This window comes from Streptomyces sp. 8K308, from assembly GCF_004348315.1.
In the GTDB taxonomy this organism is placed as follows: domain Bacteria; phylum Actinomycetota; class Actinomycetes; order Streptomycetales; family Streptomycetaceae; genus Streptomyces.
Genome location: NZ_SMKC01000165.1, coordinates 1 through 14,886, shown reverse-complemented (window position 1 = coordinate 14,886; position 14,886 = coordinate 1). Strand labels below are relative to the sequence as shown.

General features: G+C 71.7%; 18 protein-coding genes. 13 read left to right on the top strand and 5 right to left on the bottom strand.

Features of this window, described 5'->3' with window-relative positions; genetic code table 11:
- Window positions 1-180: 180 nt before the first annotated feature.
- A complete protein-coding gene (locus E1265_RS21655; RefSeq protein WP_207931155.1) occupies window positions 181-819 on the bottom strand; it encodes a TetR/AcrR family transcriptional regulator in 639 nt (212 codons plus the stop codon).
- A gap of 51 nt (window positions 820-870) precedes the next feature.
- Here E1265_RS21655 and E1265_RS21650 point away from each other — a divergent pair, with 51 nt between their 5' ends.
- Both E1265_RS21650 and E1265_RS21645 read left to right on the top strand, forming a co-directional pair.
- Window positions 871-1,710, top strand: coding sequence for an SDR family NAD(P)-dependent oxidoreductase (locus E1265_RS21650; RefSeq protein WP_132932422.1), 840 nt, complete (start codon window positions 871-873; stop codon window positions 1,708-1,710).
- A 36-nt stretch (window positions 1,711-1,746) separates the two neighbouring features.
- Window positions 1,747-2,178 carry an RDD family protein gene (locus E1265_RS21645; RefSeq protein WP_132932420.1) on the top strand — a complete coding sequence of 144 codons (432 nt, stop codon included), beginning with the start codon at window positions 1,747-1,749 and terminating at the stop codon, window positions 2,176-2,178.
- Between the two features lie 76 nt (window positions 2,179-2,254).
- Here E1265_RS21645 and E1265_RS21640 read toward each other — a convergent pair whose 3' ends face one another.
- On the bottom strand, window positions 2,255-2,461 hold the full coding sequence (locus tag E1265_RS21640; protein WP_132932419.1) for a cold-shock protein: 207 nt from the start codon (window positions 2,459-2,461) through the stop codon (window positions 2,255-2,257).
- Window positions 2,462-2,696: 235 nt separating this feature from the next.
- Between E1265_RS21640 and E1265_RS21635 the strand changes: the two genes are divergently transcribed.
- Window positions 2,697-3,548, top strand: coding sequence for a menaquinone biosynthesis protein (locus tag E1265_RS21635; protein WP_132932417.1), 852 nt, complete (start codon window positions 2,697-2,699; stop codon window positions 3,546-3,548).
- An 86-nt stretch (window positions 3,549-3,634) separates the two neighbouring features.
- Window positions 3,635-4,828 carry a cyclic dehypoxanthinyl futalosine synthase gene (gene mqnC, locus E1265_RS21630; protein ID WP_132932415.1) on the top strand — a complete coding sequence of 398 codons (1,194 nt, stop codon included), beginning with the start codon at window positions 3,635-3,637 and terminating at the stop codon, window positions 4,826-4,828.
- On the opposite strand, the gene E1265_RS21625 is transcribed toward mqnC, so the two are convergent.
- The 3 genes from E1265_RS21625 to E1265_RS21615 are packed head-to-tail and all read right to left on the bottom strand — an operon-like array spanning window position 4,815 to window position 8,016.
- Window positions 4,815-6,161 (bottom strand): sugar ABC transporter substrate-binding protein, encoded by a 1,347-nt coding sequence (locus E1265_RS21625; RefSeq protein WP_132932413.1) that lies wholly within the window; start codon window positions 6,159-6,161, stop codon window positions 4,815-4,817. The genes mqnC and E1265_RS21625 overlap by 14 nt on opposite strands.
- A 35-nt stretch (window positions 6,162-6,196) precedes the next feature.
- Window positions 6,197-7,066: a carbohydrate ABC transporter permease gene (locus tag E1265_RS21620; protein ID WP_243740994.1), complete on the bottom strand. Its 870-nt coding sequence runs from the start codon at window positions 7,064-7,066 to the stop codon at window positions 6,197-6,199.
- A complete protein-coding gene (locus E1265_RS21615) occupies window positions 7,063-8,016 on the bottom strand; it encodes a sugar ABC transporter permease (RefSeq protein WP_207931154.1) in 954 nt (317 codons plus the stop codon). Before E1265_RS21615 ends, E1265_RS21620 begins: the two co-directional genes overlap by 4 nt.
- Window positions 8,017-8,425: 409 nt before the next feature.
- On the opposite strand from E1265_RS21615, the gene E1265_RS21610 reads away from it, so the two are divergent.
- From E1265_RS21610 to lepB (E1265_RS21570), 9 genes are all read left to right on the top strand, one after another.
- Entirely contained in the window at window positions 8,426-9,025 is a 600-nt protein-coding gene (locus E1265_RS21610; RefSeq protein ID WP_132932411.1) for a hypothetical protein, read from the top strand.
- 149 nt (window positions 9,026-9,174) lie between these two features.
- Window positions 9,175-9,615: a 30S ribosomal protein S16 gene (gene rpsP, locus E1265_RS21605; RefSeq protein WP_132932409.1), complete on the top strand. Its 441-nt coding sequence runs from the start codon at window positions 9,175-9,177 to the stop codon at window positions 9,613-9,615.
- 2 nt (window positions 9,616-9,617) lie between these two features.
- Entirely contained in the window at window positions 9,618-9,857 is a 240-nt protein-coding gene (locus E1265_RS21600; RefSeq protein ID WP_062205924.1) for an RNA-binding protein, read from the top strand.
- A 116-nt stretch (window positions 9,858-9,973) separates the two neighbouring features.
- Window positions 9,974-10,486, top strand: a complete 513-nt coding sequence (gene rimM / locus E1265_RS21595) for a ribosome maturation factor RimM (protein ID WP_132932407.1) — start codon at window positions 9,974-9,976, stop codon at window positions 10,484-10,486.
- 3 nt (window positions 10,487-10,489) lie between these two features.
- Window positions 10,490-11,305: a tRNA (guanosine(37)-N1)-methyltransferase TrmD gene (trmD, locus tag E1265_RS21590; protein WP_132932405.1), complete on the top strand. Its 816-nt coding sequence runs from the start codon at window positions 10,490-10,492 to the stop codon at window positions 11,303-11,305.
- Window positions 11,306-11,451: 146 nt separating this feature from the next.
- Window positions 11,452-11,799 (top strand): 50S ribosomal protein L19, encoded by a 348-nt coding sequence (gene rplS, locus E1265_RS21585; protein ID WP_132932424.1) that lies wholly within the window; start codon window positions 11,452-11,454, stop codon window positions 11,797-11,799.
- Between the two features lie 29 nt (window positions 11,800-11,828).
- Complete coding sequence (gene lepB, locus E1265_RS21580; protein WP_132932403.1) at window positions 11,829-12,530, top strand: signal peptidase I; 702 nt, start codon at window positions 11,829-11,831, stop codon at window positions 12,528-12,530.
- A complete protein-coding gene (gene lepB, locus E1265_RS21575) occupies window positions 12,523-13,989 on the top strand; it encodes a signal peptidase I (RefSeq protein WP_132932401.1) in 1,467 nt (488 codons plus the stop codon). Before lepB (E1265_RS21580) ends, lepB (E1265_RS21575) begins: the two co-directional genes overlap by 8 nt.
- Entirely contained in the window at window positions 13,955-14,839 is an 885-nt protein-coding gene (lepB, locus tag E1265_RS21570; protein WP_132932399.1) for a signal peptidase I, read from the top strand. The genes lepB (E1265_RS21575) and lepB (E1265_RS21570) overlap by 35 nt, the downstream gene beginning before the upstream one ends.
- Window positions 14,840-14,886: the final 47 nt, after the last annotated feature.

The following is a 14,886-nucleotide window of genomic DNA, read 5'->3' as shown; positions in this document are numbered from 1 at the left end:
GGCCTGGTTACAGCGCGAGTTGGAGCACGGTCACGGCGATCGCGCCTGGGGTGTCGGAGGTGGTGGTGGACCAGTCGGCGATCCAGTCGCCGTCCGTCTCGTCGAAGAGTTCGCCGGCGGCGGGGGCGCGGAATGTGGCCCAGGTGGGGGTGATGTCGTCGGGCTCGCCGGGAGAGCCGGTCAGGCCGGCGCCGGGCCGAAGGCGGCGAGGAAGGTGTCGACGGCGTCCGCGGCCAGCTCGTCGAGCTCCGCGTCGGGGACCGGGCGGGTGCCGAGGCGGGAGCGGCTCTCGACGGGCCCCATGAGGAGGCCGGAGAACTGCTCGGCGGCGCGGGCCGGGTCGGCGATGGTGAGCCGGCCGGCGAGGGCGAGCCTGGCAAGACGGTCGGCCAGCGCCTCGGTGACGCGGCTGGCGCCCTCGCCCCAGACGACGTCGAGCAGGTCGGGGAAGGCGGTGAGCTCCGCGTTCAGCAGCCGCCACAGCGCCCGGGAGCGCTCGTCGGCGTAGCAGCCGAGCAGGTGGCGGGCGACCTCCTCGAGCGCGCGGCGCAGATCGTCGCCGGGGGCGCGCAGCCGGTCGATCGCGGCCAGGTTCCTGGCGGTGGCGCTCGCGGCCGCGGCCGCCATGGCCTCCCGGAACAGCCGCTCCTTGCTGTCCAGGTGGTTGTAGACGGTGGGCTTGGCGACGCCCGCCTCCGCCGCGATCTCCTGCACGCAGGCGTTGGCGTACCCCTGGCGCGCGAACACCCGGAACGCCGCCTCGAGGATCGCCTGCCGCTTGTCGATCCGCCCCCGCGGGGCCGTTCTCACTCCGCTCACCCCGGCATCCTACTACCGAGCCAGCACAACTGAACTGGTAAGTTCAATCACATGAACCAATCATCCAGGAAGACGGTCGTCATCCAGGGCGGCACCGACGGCATCGGCCGAGAGCTGGCCCGGGCCCTCGAAGCGCGCGGCGACCGGGCCGTCGTCCTCGGCCGGGACCCGGCGCGGGGCGCCGAGTTCGCCCACTTCATCCCTGCCGAGCTGAGCCTGGTCGCCGAGAACCAGCGGGTCGTCGAGGAGCTCACCGCCCGCTTCGACACCGTGGACGCGCTCGTGCTGTGCGCCCGCCACTACCGCACCAGCCGGCTGGTCACCAAAGACGGCTTCGAGGAGAACTTCGGCCTCTTCTACCTGAGCCGCCTCCTCCTTTCCCACGGCCTGCTCCCCGCGCTCGAGCGCGCGCCGACGCCCGTGATCCTCAACGTGGCGGGCCCCGGCGCCCCCCTCGACCTGGTCAACTGGGACGACCTCCAGCTCGCCCACGGCTACGAGGGCCAGGCCGCCATGTTCCAGGCCGGCGTCCTCAACGACCTGCACGGCGTCGACTTCGCCGCCCGCGGCCACCGGACCCGCTACGCGCTTCTCCACCCGGGCACCACCGCCACCGGCTTCTCGGGCGACTACGACGAGGCCACCAGGGCCTTCGTGGAGCGAATGAAGCGGATCGCCAAGCCCGCGGAACTGGTCGCCGGGTGGCTCCTCGACCTCCTGGACGACCCGCCGGCCGAGCCGCTGAGCGCCTTCGTCGAGCAGCGGCGGATCGGCGTCGACGGCACCTCGTTCGACCCGGCGGCGGCCGCCCGGCTGCGCGACCTCACCGACCGGCTGTTGTCGCCGTTCCGTGACCCGGCCGGCACGGAACCCCAGGCGTCCGCCCCGTAGATTCCCGGTCGGCGTACGAGGAACGGGGGACATGACATGACGGTGGCACCGAGGGAGGCCGACGGCGGGTGGCTGGGGGGAGCCGTGGCCACCGACGCGCTGGTGGCGCTGGGCGTGGGGCTCGCCGTCGCGCGGCTGGCGTCGCCCGACGCCGACGGGTTCCTGTTCGCGATCAGCTTCTTCGGCTGCGCGCTGGCCACGTCCTTCGTCAACCACGTGCTCGGCATGTGGCTGCTGCGCGGCAGCGTCGGCAAGCTGCTGTGGGGCCTGCGGGTGGTCAGGGCGAAGGACGGCGGGCGCCCCGGGTTCTGGCGGTCGACGGGCCGGTGGCTGGTCGGCTACGTCGGCTTCGTGCTGATGGTGCTGCTGGAGGACGGCGACACCATCGGGGAGGCCTGCGGCCTGCGGACCGTGCGCTGGCGTGACCTGCGCCACTACGCCCGCTACGGCTACTATCCGGCCGCCTGAGACGGCCGCCGGAAAACGGGTGAGCCCCCGCCCAGGCTGGGCGGGGGCTCACCTGTGGTGCGCCGAGGGGGTTACCTCAGCCGGTCACCGTGACGTTCTCAGCCTGGGGACCCTTGGGGCCCTGGGTGACGTCGAAGCTCACGACCTGGCTCTCCTCAAGAGAGCGGAAGCCGTTCGCGTTGATCGCGGAGTAGTGAACGAAGACATCGGGGCCGCCGCCATCCTGGGCGATGAAACCAAAGCCCTTCTCGGCGTTGAACCACTTGACGGTTCCGGTAGCCATATAAGCCCTCCCTGGGCCTAAAAAGGGTCGCCCTGCTCCAGAACCTGCTTGAAGCCTGAAAACGACGAAAGCCCGCGGTCACATGCTCCGCAGGCTCGTACTGCAAGGGAAACCAAACTGCAACTCGCGTCGAGCCTAGCACGCTGCGTGCACGCTCGGAAGGGCACGAATCACCCCCGAGGGGGACCTGTCCCTGACCGCTGGCTCGCACGTACTGAGGCGTACCCTCCGAACCGTGAGTACACACCAGCGCCGCCGCCCCCGTGTGGGACACATCCAGTTCCTCAACTGTCTCCCGCTCTACTGGGGACTCGCCAGGACGGGGAGTGTGCTCCACTTCGAGCTCACCAAGGACACCCCGGAGAAGCTCGGCGAGCACCTGGTCACCGACCACCTCGACATCGGCCCGGTCTCGCTGGTCGACTACCTGGGGCACGCCGACGAGTTGGTTGCGCTGCCCGACATCGCGGTCGGCTGCGACGGCCCGGTGATGTCCTGCGTGATCGTCTCCCAGCGGCCGCTCGACCAGCTCGACGGGGCGCGCGTCGCGCTCGGCTCCACCTCCCGCACCTCCGTGCGCCTGGCGCGGCTGCTCCTCGCCGAGCGGTACGGCGTCCAGCCGGACTACTACACCTGCCCGCCCGACCTCGGCCTGATGATGCAGGAGGCCGAGGCCGCCGTGCTCATCGGCGACGCCGCGCTGCGCGCCTCGCTGCACGACGCGCCCCGGCTCGGCCTCAACGTGCACGACCTGGGCCGGATGTGGCACGAGTGGACGGGGCTGCCGTTCGTCTTCGCCATCTGGGGCGTGCGCCGCGACTACCTGGAGCGCGAGCCGGAGACCGTGCGGGAACTGCACCGCGCCTTCCTGGAGTCCCGCGACCTGTCGCTGACCGAGGTCGCCAAGGTCGCGGAGCAGGCCGCCCGCTGGGAGGACTTCGACGCCGAGACGCTCGAACGCTACTTCACCACCCTCGACTTCAGCCTGGGCGAGCGGCAGCTGGCCGGCGTCGCCGAGTTCGCCCGCCGGATCGGCCGCGCCGACGAGGCCGCCCGCGTCGTGCTGCTCGACCGGACGGACGGCTGAACCGGCCCGAGGCCGCCCCCGGCTCCCCTCGAACCACTGACGTACGCTTGAGCGGTCGTTTCGCCGCCGTCGAAGGGATATGCCCGATGGGCCAGCGCGCTGGGCTGCAGACCACGCTCGACCGTGCCGCGGACGGCGGCCGGCTGACCCCCGATGAGGCGCTTGAGCTCTACCGCTCGGCGCCGCTGCACGCGCTGGGCGCGGCGGCCGACGCGGCCCGCCGCCGCAGGTACGCGGGGATCGAGCACATCGCGACCTACATCATCGAGCGCAACATCAACTACACCAACGCCTGCGTGACGGCCTGCAAGTTCTGCGCCTTCTACGCCCCGCCGAAGAGCGAGAAGGTGTGGACCCGCGACCTCGACGACATCCTGCGGCGCTGTGCGGAGACCGTCGAGCTCGGCGGCACCCAGATCATGTTCCAGGGCGGCCACCACCCGGACTACGGCGTGGAGTACTACGAGCGCCACTTCCGCGCGATCAAGGAGGCGTTCCCGCAGCTGGTGATCCACTCGCTCGGCGCGTCCGAGGTGGAGCACATGGCGCGGATCTCCGGGGTGTCGGCCGAGGAGGCGATCAGCAGGATCCACGCGGCCGGCCTCGACTCGTTCGCCGGTGCCGGCGCCGAGCTGCTGCCGGCCAGGCCGCGGCAGGCCATCGCCCCGCTGAAGGAGTCGGGTGAGCGCTGGCTGGAGATCATGGAGACCGCGCACCGGCTCGGCGTCGAGTCGACGTCGACGATGCTGATGGGCACCGGCGAGACCAACGCGGAGCGGATCGAGCACCTGCGGATGATCAGGGACACGCAGGACCGCACCGGCGGCTTCCGCGCGTTCATTCCCTACCTCTACCAGCCGCAGAACAACCACCTGAAGGGCCGCACCCAGGCGACGATCTTCGAGTACCTGCGGATGATCGCCATCGCCCGGCTCTTCCTCGACAACGTGGCGCACATCCAGGGCTCCTGGCTGACCACGGGCAAGGAGGCAGGCCAGCTCTCCCTGCACTACGGCGCGGACGACCTGGGCTCGGTGATGCTGGAGGAGAACGTGGTCTCCTCGGCCGGCGCCAGGCACCGCTCCAACCGTCTCGAGCTGCTGCACCTGATCCGGGCCGCCGGCCGGGTGCCGGCGCAGCGGGCCACCACCTACGAGCACCTGGTGGTCCACGACGACCCGGCCAACGACCCGGTGGACGACCGCGTGGTCTCCCACCTGTCGTCCACCGCGATCGAGGGCGGCACGGCCCACCCGGAGCTGACCGTCATCCCGTCCTGAACAGCGCGTTCACCTCCTCGTTGGCCCTCTCCAGGGTGGACAGCGGGGCGCCGGAGAGCACCGCCTCGAAGGCCGGGGCCATGATGGCGGCGACGTCGGCCGCGTGCTGGGTGATGGGGAAGAGGAAGGTGGTGCCCTCCGTCACCTGCCGGGTGAACGGCTCGACGTCGATCCCGTCGGCGGCGAACGCCTCGCGCGCCAGCTCCCACGCCTCCGTGATGGCCGGGAAGACGACGCGGTGCTCGGCGACCACCCGCTGGCAGGCGGGCGAGGCCAGGTAGCTCACCCACCGCCACGCGGCCTCCGGGTCGTCGGTGCCGGCGTGGATCGAGTCCGCCAGGCCGTTGAACATGGAGGCCCGCTCGCCCGTGGGCCCGGTTGGGGTGGGCGCGATGCCGACGTCGAGGCCCTCGTAGCCGTGGAAGGTGCCGATCATCCAGCTGCCGTTGGTGGCCATCGCGGCGGTGCCCGCGGCGAGTTGGTCGCTCGACTGGACGCCCTCCTGGGCGGCGAGCGGCGGCATGTAGCCCTTGTCGATCAGGCCGCGCCACCAGTCGACGGCCTCGAGCAGCGCCGGGTCGTCGAAGTTGAAGCGCTCGCCCCAGGGGTTGACGTCGGTGGCCTGCCAGCCGTTGGCCGCCGCGTAGATCGAGTACTGGGTCTGGCCGTGGTTGAAGCCGCCGTCCATCTCCAGCCACAGGCCGTGGACGGCGACGTCGTTCCGGTCGAAGCCCGGCTCGTCGCCCCGCACCCCGTGGGCGTCCACGGTCAGCCGGGCTACCAGGTCCTCGAAGGTGCCGCCGTCGTCCGGGTTCCAGGTGAGCTCGGCCAACTCCGCCTCGTCGACGCCGGCCTCGGCCAGCATCTCCCGGTTGTAGAAGATCCCCACGGTGTCCCAGTCCTTCGGCAGCCCGTACCGCCGGCCGTCCTGGCCGACCCACAGCTCCGCGAGGCCCGGCTCGTACCGGTCCAGGGGCACGCCGTCCCGCTCAACGTACTCGTCGAGCGGCAGCAGCAGCCCGCGGCTCACCCACTCCGGGAACGTGGAGAGGTGGTCGGTGAACACGTCGGGGGCCGACTCGGCGACGAAGCCGAGGGCGAGCGCCGTCCAGTAGTGATCCCAGCCGCGCTGCTCGATCACGATGTCGTACCCGGGGTTCGCGGCCTCGAAGTCGTCGGCGCACTCCTGGTAGGCGGGCTGCTGGTTCGCGTCCCACAGCCAGTAGGTGACGGTCCGCCGCCCGTCGCCGTCGCCACCTGGTGCGCCGCAGGCGGCGAGGGCGACCGCGCCAAGAGCGGCCCCGGCGAGCGCGGCACGTCTCGGGTTCCTCATGCGGTGCCTCACGCGGTGCCTCATGGTGTGCCTCCTCACTTGAGCCCGGTGAACTGGATCGCGTCGACGATCCGCCGGCCGAAGGCCAGCAGGAGCAGCAGCGTCGGCACGACGGCGACCAGGGCCGCCGCCATCAACCCGGCCCAGTCGGGGCCGGTCTGCGGCGTGGACGCGATGAACGCGCCGAGCGCCACGGTGAGCACCCGCACCCCCTCCTCCTGGCCGACGAGCTGCGGCCAGAAGTACTCGTTCCAGGCGTTGACGAAGGTGAGGACGGCGAGGGTCGCGATCGGGGCCGAGCTCATCGGCAGGATGATCCGGAAGAAGATCCGGGCGTGCCCGGCGCCGTCGATCAGCGCCGCCTCCTCGATCTCGCGGCTGACACCGAGGAAGAACTGCCGCAGGAAGAACACGGCGAACGGCGTCATCAGCAGATAGGGCGCGACGATGCCGGCGTGCGTGTTGAGCAGCCCCAGCTCCTTCACCAGCACGAAGTTGGGCAGCAGCGTGAACACCGGCGGCACGAGCAGCGCGCTGAGGAAGACCAGGAACACCCGGTCCCGGCCCGGCCAGCGCAGCCGCGCGAAGGCGTAGGCGGCCATCGCGCTGAACAGGACCTGGCCGAGGGTGATGGTCACGGACACCAGCAGCGAGTTGCGCAGGTAGAGCCAGAAGCGGATCGAGGCGCCCGAGCCGCCCCCCTCCTGCGCCTCCTCGGTGGTGGCGGTGCCGAGCACCCGCTCCAGCGGCCCCCAGGTGAAGTCCACCGGGAGCGGGGAGCCCGGCTCTGTGAACAGGCTCCGGTTGTCGGAGAGCGCGGTCCTGAGCATCCACAGGAACGGGGCGACGGTGACGAGGACGACGACCGCGAGCACCCCCCAGGCGACGGCCCTGCCCCAGCTCACGCGTCGGCCCCCTCGTTCGCGCGCAGCAGGCGAAGCTGGGCCAGCGCGACGCCGGCGAGGATCAGGCAGAGCACGACCGAGATGGCGGCCGCGTAGCCGAAGTCGAAGCGGGTGAACGCCTGGTCGTAGATGTAGTACTGGACGACGCGGGTGGCGTCGACGGGCCCGCCCTGGGTGGTGACGGCCACCGTGTCGAAGACCTGCCACGAGCCGATCAGGGTGACGACCAGGACCAACGCCAGCACCGGCCGCAGCAGCGGCAGCGTGACGCTGAGGAACACCCGCCGCTCGCCGGCGCCGTCGACGGCCGCCGCCTCGTAGACGTCCCGGGGGATGGTCTGGAGCCCGGCGAGGATCAGCAGCGCCGTGTAGCCCAGGTGCCGCCAGACGTTCACCAGGGCGATGGCCGGGATCGCCCAGGCCTGGTCCCCGAAGAACGCGACGCGGTCGACGCCGACCAGGTCCAACAGCTCGTTGACGACGCCGAGGTGGTAGTCGGCCATCCAGTACCAGAGCAGCGCGACGACGACGTTGGAGACGAGGTACGGCAGCACCAGCACGCCCCGGACGACGGTCGACCTGGTGAGGCGGTGGATCAGCACGGCGAGCAGCAGCGCGGCGATCGTCTGCACGCCGATGTTGATCACGACGTAGTGGAGGGTGACGCGCAGCGAGTTCCAGAACACGTCGTCGGAGAGCAGCCGACGGTAGTTGTCGAGCCCGGTGAACTCGGGCGCGGAGAGCAGGTCGTAGTCGGTGAGGCTGAGGTACGCGCCGCGGGCGGCGGGCCAGGCGTAGAACGCGACGAACCCGACGGCCGCCGGGGCGAGGAAGGCGGCCGCGACGAGCGGTTCCCGCCGGAGGCGGGACCGCGCGGGCGGCCGGCCGTCGGCTCGACCTGGTTGTCCGCGCTTGCCCCGCTCCGCGGCGTCCTCGGTGGTGATGGCCATGGCTTGCTCCCTCGTGCGATCTGACAGGGAAGCGGTACGTCCTCCTTATCCCCGCGCGGGTTTCCCTCGGCGCCTCGAAGCTCCACACGGCGGTTCTCCCCCACCCACCCGCCCGTTCTCGCGCTCCGCGCGGCACGGCGCGCCGCTCGGCGCGAGCCTCCCCGGGCGCGGCGGGGAGTGGGGTCGGGACCGACCCCGGCGGTCGACTGTTCCCGCCTTCCGACCGGTACGCCGACAGGCGGGGCCAGGCGGGGAACCGGACCGGGGCGGCCCACGTCCAAGCGGCACGTTCACCGGCTCGTGCTCGCCGTCAGGCGCCCACATTGGCGGTGAACTGACTGGTAAGTGCAAATTCGGGGACTTGACCCGGAATCGGAACACACGGGGGGAGTTGCTCGTTAGGTACGACGTGAGCACGACACCACCAGTTCTCGCCGCCGAGCTGGCGCACGCGTGGGCCGACATTCAACGGCACCACCCGGAGCTGCCGGACCTGGCCGCGCCCGAATCGCTGATCGGAGAGTCCTCGTCCGCCTGTGGCTCCGAGCTCTCCTTCGAAAGGCTGCTGCACGAAGCCGTGCACGGCATCGCCGCCGCCCGAGGGGTCAGGGACACCTCCCGCGCCGGCCGTTACCACAACCGCCGTTTTCTCGCGATCGCCGAGGAGCTCGGGCTCGACCACGGGGAGGACCCGCATCCCAGCAGCGGGTTCTCGTTGGTCACCATGACGCCCGAGACCAGGCGCCGCTACCGGCCCACCGCCGAGCGCCTCCAGCGGGCGCTCAAGGCGCACGTCGTGGCGACCGCGACCGACACCAAGCGAAGCTTCCGCGGCCCCGCCGCGCGTCACGGCTCGTCGGGCGGGGGCGTCCGAGTCAAGGCCGTGTGCGAGTGCGGGCGGAACGTGCGGGTGGTCCCGTCCGTTCTGGCGCAGGCGCCGATCGTCTGCGGAGCGTGCAAGAAGCCGTTCCAGATCGCGGAGGCACTGGCCGTGGCCGCGTCCCACTGACGGCCTATGGCAGAATGGTCGGCTGAACTCGGCAGTCGCATAGGATCCCTCTCTCCTCCGGCTGACGCGTCCACCGGGCCCCCGGCGTCGCAACCCCACGCGGTGCCCGGCGCGGCTCACTCGTCACACACGCAGGAGACACCACACCCGTGGCAGTCAAGATCAAGCTGAAGCGACTGGGCAAGATCCGTTCGCCGCACTACCGCATCATCGTCGCGGACTCCCGGACCCGCCGGGACGGCCGCGCCATCGAGGAGCTGGGCCTGTACCACCCGGTGCAGAACCCCTCGCGCATCGAGGTCGACTCGGAGCGCGTGCAGTACTGGCTCGGTGTCGGCGCCCAGCCGACCGAGCCGGTGCTGGCCATCCTCAAGGTCACCGGCGACTGGCAGAAGTTCAAGGGTCTGCCGGCGCCGCCGCCCATGCAGGTCGCCGAGCCCAAGCCGGACAAGCGCGCCCTCTTCGAGGCCGCCGCGAAGGCCTCGGGCGGCGACTCGTCCAAGGGTGAGGCCATCACCCCGAAGGCGAAGAAGGCCGACAAGAAGGCCGACGCCGAGGCCGCGGCCCCGGCCGAGTCGACCGAGGGCTGAGAATGCTCGAAGAGGCCCTGGAGCACCTGGTCAAGGGCATCGTCGACCATCCCGATGAGGTCCAGGTCGCCTCGCGCACCCTGCGCCGCGGGCGCGTGCTCGAAGTCCGGGTCCACCCCGACGACCTCGGCAAGGTGATCGGCCGCAACGGCCGCACGGCGCGCTCGCTGCGCACGGTCGTGGGCGCGCTCGGCGGGAAGGGGATCCGCGTCGACCTGGTCGACGCGGACGAGGTCCGCTGAGGGCGCGTATGGCAGCGCACGAAGGGCCGGGCGTGGCGACAGCCGCTCCCGGCCCTCCGTGTGCCGGGGCCGCCACCGCCCGTCCCTGACGTCAAGATCGCGAGAACGGAAGCACAGTGGAACTGGTCGTCGCGCGCATCGGCCGCGCCCACGGCATCAGGGGCGAGGTGTCCGTCGAGGTGCGCACGGACGAGCCCGAGGTCCGGCTGGCGCCCGGCAGCGTGCTGGCCACCGACCCACCGGACGCCGGGCCGCTGACCATCGAGAGCGGTCGCGTGCACAGCGGCCGGCTGCTGCTGCGCTTCGCCGGCGTCGGCGACCGCACCGCGGCCGAGGCGCTGCGGAACACGCTGCTGCTCGTCGAGGTCGACCCCGACGAGACTCCGGACGACCCCGAGGAGTTCTACGACCACCAGCTGGTCGGCCTCACGGTGGTCACGGAGGACGGCGCGGAGGTCGGCACCATCGGCGAGATCGCCCACCTGCCGGCCCAGGACCTGTTGGTGGTGGCCAGGGCGGACGGCGGCGAGAGCTTCGTCCCGTTCGTGGCGGAGTTCGTGCCCGACATCGACCTGGAGCGGCGGCGCGTCGTGATCGCCCCGCCGCCCGGCCTGCTCGACGAGGGCTGACCGTTGCGGATCGACGTCGTCACGATCTTCCCCGAGTACCTCGAGCCGCTGAACGTGTCGCTGCTCGGCAAGGCCAGGGCGCGCGGCCTGCTCGACGTGCGCCTGCACGACCTGCGGGAGTGGACGCACGACCGGCACCACACGGTGGACGACACCCCCTACGGCGGCGGCCCCGGCATGGTGATGAAGCCGGAGCCGTGGGGCGAGGCGCTGGACGCGCTGCTGGCCGGCGAGCGACCTGCCGCCGACCCCGTGGTGGTGGTGCCCACGCCGAGCGGCCGGCCCTTCACCCAGGAGCTGGCCGTCGAGCTGTCGGCCGTGCCCTGGCTGGTGTTCACGCCCGCGCGGTACGAGGGCATCGACCGGCGCGTGATCGAGGAGTACGGCGCGCGGCTCGACGTTCGCGAGGTCTCGATCGGCGACTACGTGCTGGCCGGCGGCGAGGCGCCGGTGCTGGTGATGGTCGAGGCCATCGCCCGGCTGCTGCCCGGGGTGCTGGGCAACGCGGAGTCGCACCGGGACGACTCGTTCGCGCCTGGCGCGATGGCGTCGCTGCTCGAGGGGCCGGTGTACACCAAGCCGCCGGAGTGGCGCGGGCACGGTGTCCCCGAGGTGCTGGTCAGCGGCCACCACGGCCGGATCGCCCGCTGGCGCAGGGACGAGGCGCTGCGCCGCACCTCGCTCAACAGGCCGGAGCTCATCGAGGGTTGCGAGCCTGAGGCGTTCGACAAGCACGACCGCGAGACCCTGTCGGGGCTCGGCTGGCGCCAGGACGCCGACGGTCGATTTTGGCGCCCGTCGGGCGGCGTGGAAGAATAGGCGGCTGGCTCCGTTCACATCCGGCGCGCGACCCTGCCACAGGGGGAAAGCCGCCCGCCGGGGGGCGTGAGCCGCACCACGATCGTCACCATCCACACAACGTTCCGCTGATGGCCTGTGGCATCAGCGACGGAGAGCAGCAGGTCATGAACCTCCTCGACAGCGTCGACTCCGCGTCCCTGCGCGACGACATCCCCGCCTTCCGCCCCGGCGACACGATCAACGTGCACGTCCGGGTCATCGAGGGCAACCGCTCCCGCGTGCAGCAGTTCAAGGGCGTGGTCATCCGCCGCCAGGGCTCCGGCGTGCGCGAGACCTTCACGGTCCGCAAGGTCAGCTTCGGCGTCGGCGTGGAGCGCACCTTCCCGGTGCACACCCCGGTCGTGGAGAAGATCGACGTCGTGACCCGCGGTGCCGTCCGGCGCGCCAAGCTGTACTACCTGCGCAACCTGCGTGGCAAGGCCGCCAAGATCAAGGAGAAGCGCGAGAACTGACGCGCGCGAGCGGCCGGTTACCATCAGGCGTGACCGATTCCGACGCACGACTCCCGGAGCGCGACCCCGCGCCGACCCCGACAGGGGTCTGGCGGCGGTGGTCGCGCTCGGTGCGTTTCTGGGTGGTCGTGGCGCTGAGCACGGTGCTGATCACGTCGTTGACCAGCGCTTATGTGGTGCAGCCCTTCGTGATCCCGAGCGGTTCCATGGAGGGCACGCTCCAGGTCGGCGACCGGGTGTTGGTGAACAAGCTGGCCTACCAGTTCGGCGGCGAGGTGCGGCGCGGTGACGTCATCGTCTTCGACGGGACCGGTTCCTTCGACGCCGAGGCGGCGGACGACGGGCCGCTGGTCGGTCTGGTGCGCGGTGTGGTCGCCGCGATCGGGCTCGGCACCTCGTCCGAGACCGACTACGTGAAGCGGGTCATCGGCATCGGCGGGGACCGGGTGACCTGCTGCGACGCCGAGGGGCGCATCACCGTCAACGGCGAACCCCTGGACGAGCCCTATCTGTATCCGGGGGACAAGCCTTCGAATGTCAGGTTTGATATCCAAGTGCCGGAGGGACGGTTGTGGGTGATGGGTGACCACCGTTCTGACTCGGCGGACTCCCGGGAGTATCTGGGCTCCCCGGGAGGCGGGACCGTCTCCGAGGACAGAGTGATCGGCCGGGTGGACTGGATCGGCTGGCCCATAGGCCGCTGGAGCTCCCTGCGGTCGGACCATGGGTGACCGCGGGCGCGGCAGGCCGGGGCGGCGCAGGGCCGGCGGCCAGCGAAGGGCGGGGGAGACGTGGGCGCCGGGCGCGTCCGCCGCGCGGGGCGGGAAGTCGGGCGAGCCGCCCGAGTTCCCGGAGACCCGGGGCTTTCCGCCCAGGAGCGCACCGGGCGGTGGGGCGCCGGACACCACGGCCGAGCTCCCCGAGACGCGCGGCTTCCCGCCCAGGGCGTCCACGCCGTTGCCCGGCGGGAGCACCGGGCAGGTGTGGGGCGTGACGCCTGGGGACGGGGCGCCGGGGCCGCCCCCCGAGCCCGCGGAGACGGCGCGCGAGCCGGCCGACGGGGCGCGCGAGGGGGCGCCGCGCACCCTGCGCGGTCCTGGCGAGGGCCGGGCCGACCGGCGGCGCGCGGCCAGGCGCATCAAGCGGCGACGTCGGCTGCGCACCACGCGGGAGATCCCCATCCTCATCGTGACCGCGCTGCTGATCGCGCTGGTGCTCAAGACGTTCCTCGTGCAGGCGTTCGTCATCCCGTCCGGCTCGATGGAGCAGACGATCAGGATCAACGACCGGGTGTTGGTGGACAAGCTGACGCCCTGGTTCGGCTGGGAGCCGGAGCGCGGCGACGTGGTGGTGTTCCGCGATCCCGGTGGCTGGCTCGAGGGCGAGCAGGACTCGGGTTCCGAGGGGCCGATCGGCATCCGGCAGGCCACGGACTTCCTGACCTGGATCGGCCTGCTGCCGTCCGACGACGACCAGGACCTGATCAAGCGGGTCATCGCGGTCGGCGGCGACACCGTGGCCTGCTGCGACGCGCAGGGGCGGGTCACCGTCAACGGCACGCCGCTCGACGAGCCCTACCTGCACCCGGGCAACGAGCCCTCGCAGATCGAGTTCGACGTGACGGTCCCCGAGGGGCGGCTGTTCGTGATGGGCGACCACCGCTCCAACTCGGCGGACTCGCGCTACCACCTGGAGGAGGAGGGCGGCACGGTGCCGGTCGACCTGGTGGTCGGGCGTGCCATCGTGATCGCCTGGCCCTTCTCACACTGGGACAGTCTCGGCGGCACCGAGGCCTTCTCCGCGGTGCCCGACCCCGGCGAGTCCGGGACCGCGGACCCCGACGCGGCGGCGGCCCGGCTGCTCCGGTCGGCGGGCGAGGGGGAGAATGACGGTGAAATCGTGCGACTCCCGAGCCCTGCGGAACTTCCGCTCGTTATGGGAGTGGTGGGTCTGTTGCGGAAGCCGCACGGACCGGAGCGGAGTGTGAGGAGCGGAAGTGGGGGAAATTGCGGTGGGTGCGCGGTCCGGCGCGGAGGACCCGGAGGAGCGTCCGGCGGCCCCGGGCGGCGAGGCATCCGGCTCAGCGCCCCCGCCTCCGAAGGACGGATCCGGCGGCGACTCGGGCGAGGATGGCGCGGGTGGCCCGGATGCGCCTGTGAACGACCCTGGCGAAGGAGCCGGGGAGGGTGAGGGCGGCGACGCGGAGGCGAGCCCGGGCCGGGGCGCCAAGCAGCGGTCGTTCTGGAAGGAGCTGCCGATCCTGATCGGCATCGCCATCGTGCTCGCGCTGCTGATCAAGACCTTCCTGGTGCAGGCCTTCTCGATCCCGTCCAACTCGATGCAGAACACGTTGCAGCGCGGCGACCGGGTGCTGGTGGACAAGCTCACCCCGTGGTTCGGGGCCGAGCCGGAGCGCGGCGAGGTGATCGTCTTCCACGATCCGGACGGCTGGCTCGGTGACAACCCGTCGAACGGCGGCTTCGGCGCGGCCGTTCAGGACGTGCTGAGCTGGATCGGGCTGATGCCGTCCTCCGAGGACCAGGACCTGATCAAGCGGGTCATCGCGGTCGGCGGCGACACCGTGGAGTGTCAGGAGGGCGGCCAGGTCATGGTCAACGGCGAGCCGTTGGACGAGAGTTCCTACCTGTTCCCTGGCAACACCCCGTGTGGCGACCGCCCCTTCGGGCCGATCACGGTGCCGGAGGGTCGGCTGTGGGTGATGGGCGACCACCGGCAGGACTCGCTCGACTCCCGCTACCACCAGAACCTGGAGGGCCGGGGCACCGTCTCCGAGGACGACGTGGTGGGTCGCGCGATCGTGATCGCCTGGCCGCTGAACCGGTGGGCCACCCTTCCGGTGCCGTCCTCCTTCGACTCGGTGCAGAGCGCCGCCGGCCTCGTCGGCCCGGGCGCGATCGGCCTGGCGACCGCGTTGCCGCTGGTGCTGTGGCGGCGCCGCAGGCTGCTGGCCCGCGAGGCGGCCGCGGCTGAGTCGGCGGCCGGCGGCATCGCGGAGGGGACCGTGGCGCAAAAGGGCTGACCGTCGGGCCGGTGCTGGGTAGGGTCACCTCCTGACCACTGATCGGG

Coding starts and splice junctions, on each gene's coding strand:
- E1265_RS21640 (WP_132932419.1), bottom strand. CDS start 2,461: ATGGCTACCGGAACCGTCAAGTGGTTCAACGCCGAGAAGGGCTTTGGT.
- lepB (WP_132932401.1), top strand. CDS start 12,523: ATGGGTGACCGCGGGCGCGGCAGGCCGGGGCGGCGCAGGGCCGGCGGC.
- mqnC (WP_132932415.1), top strand. CDS start 3,635: ATGGGCCAGCGCGCTGGGCTGCAGACCACGCTCGACCGTGCCGCGGAC.
- rplS (WP_132932424.1), top strand. CDS start 11,452: ATGAACCTCCTCGACAGCGTCGACTCCGCGTCCCTGCGCGACGACATC.
- E1265_RS21625 (WP_132932413.1), bottom strand. CDS start 6,161: ATGAGGAACCCGAGACGTGCCGCGCTCGCCGGGGCCGCTCTTGGCGCG.
- E1265_RS21615 (WP_207931154.1), bottom strand. CDS start 8,016: ATGGCCATCACCACCGAGGACGCCGCGGAGCGGGGCAAGCGCGGACAA.
- E1265_RS21650 (WP_132932422.1), top strand. CDS start 871: ATGAACCAATCATCCAGGAAGACGGTCGTCATCCAGGGCGGCACCGAC.
- E1265_RS21600 (WP_062205924.1), top strand. CDS start 9,618: ATGCTCGAAGAGGCCCTGGAGCACCTGGTCAAGGGCATCGTCGACCAT.
- E1265_RS21645 (WP_132932420.1), top strand. CDS start 1,747: ATGACGGTGGCACCGAGGGAGGCCGACGGCGGGTGGCTGGGGGGAGCC.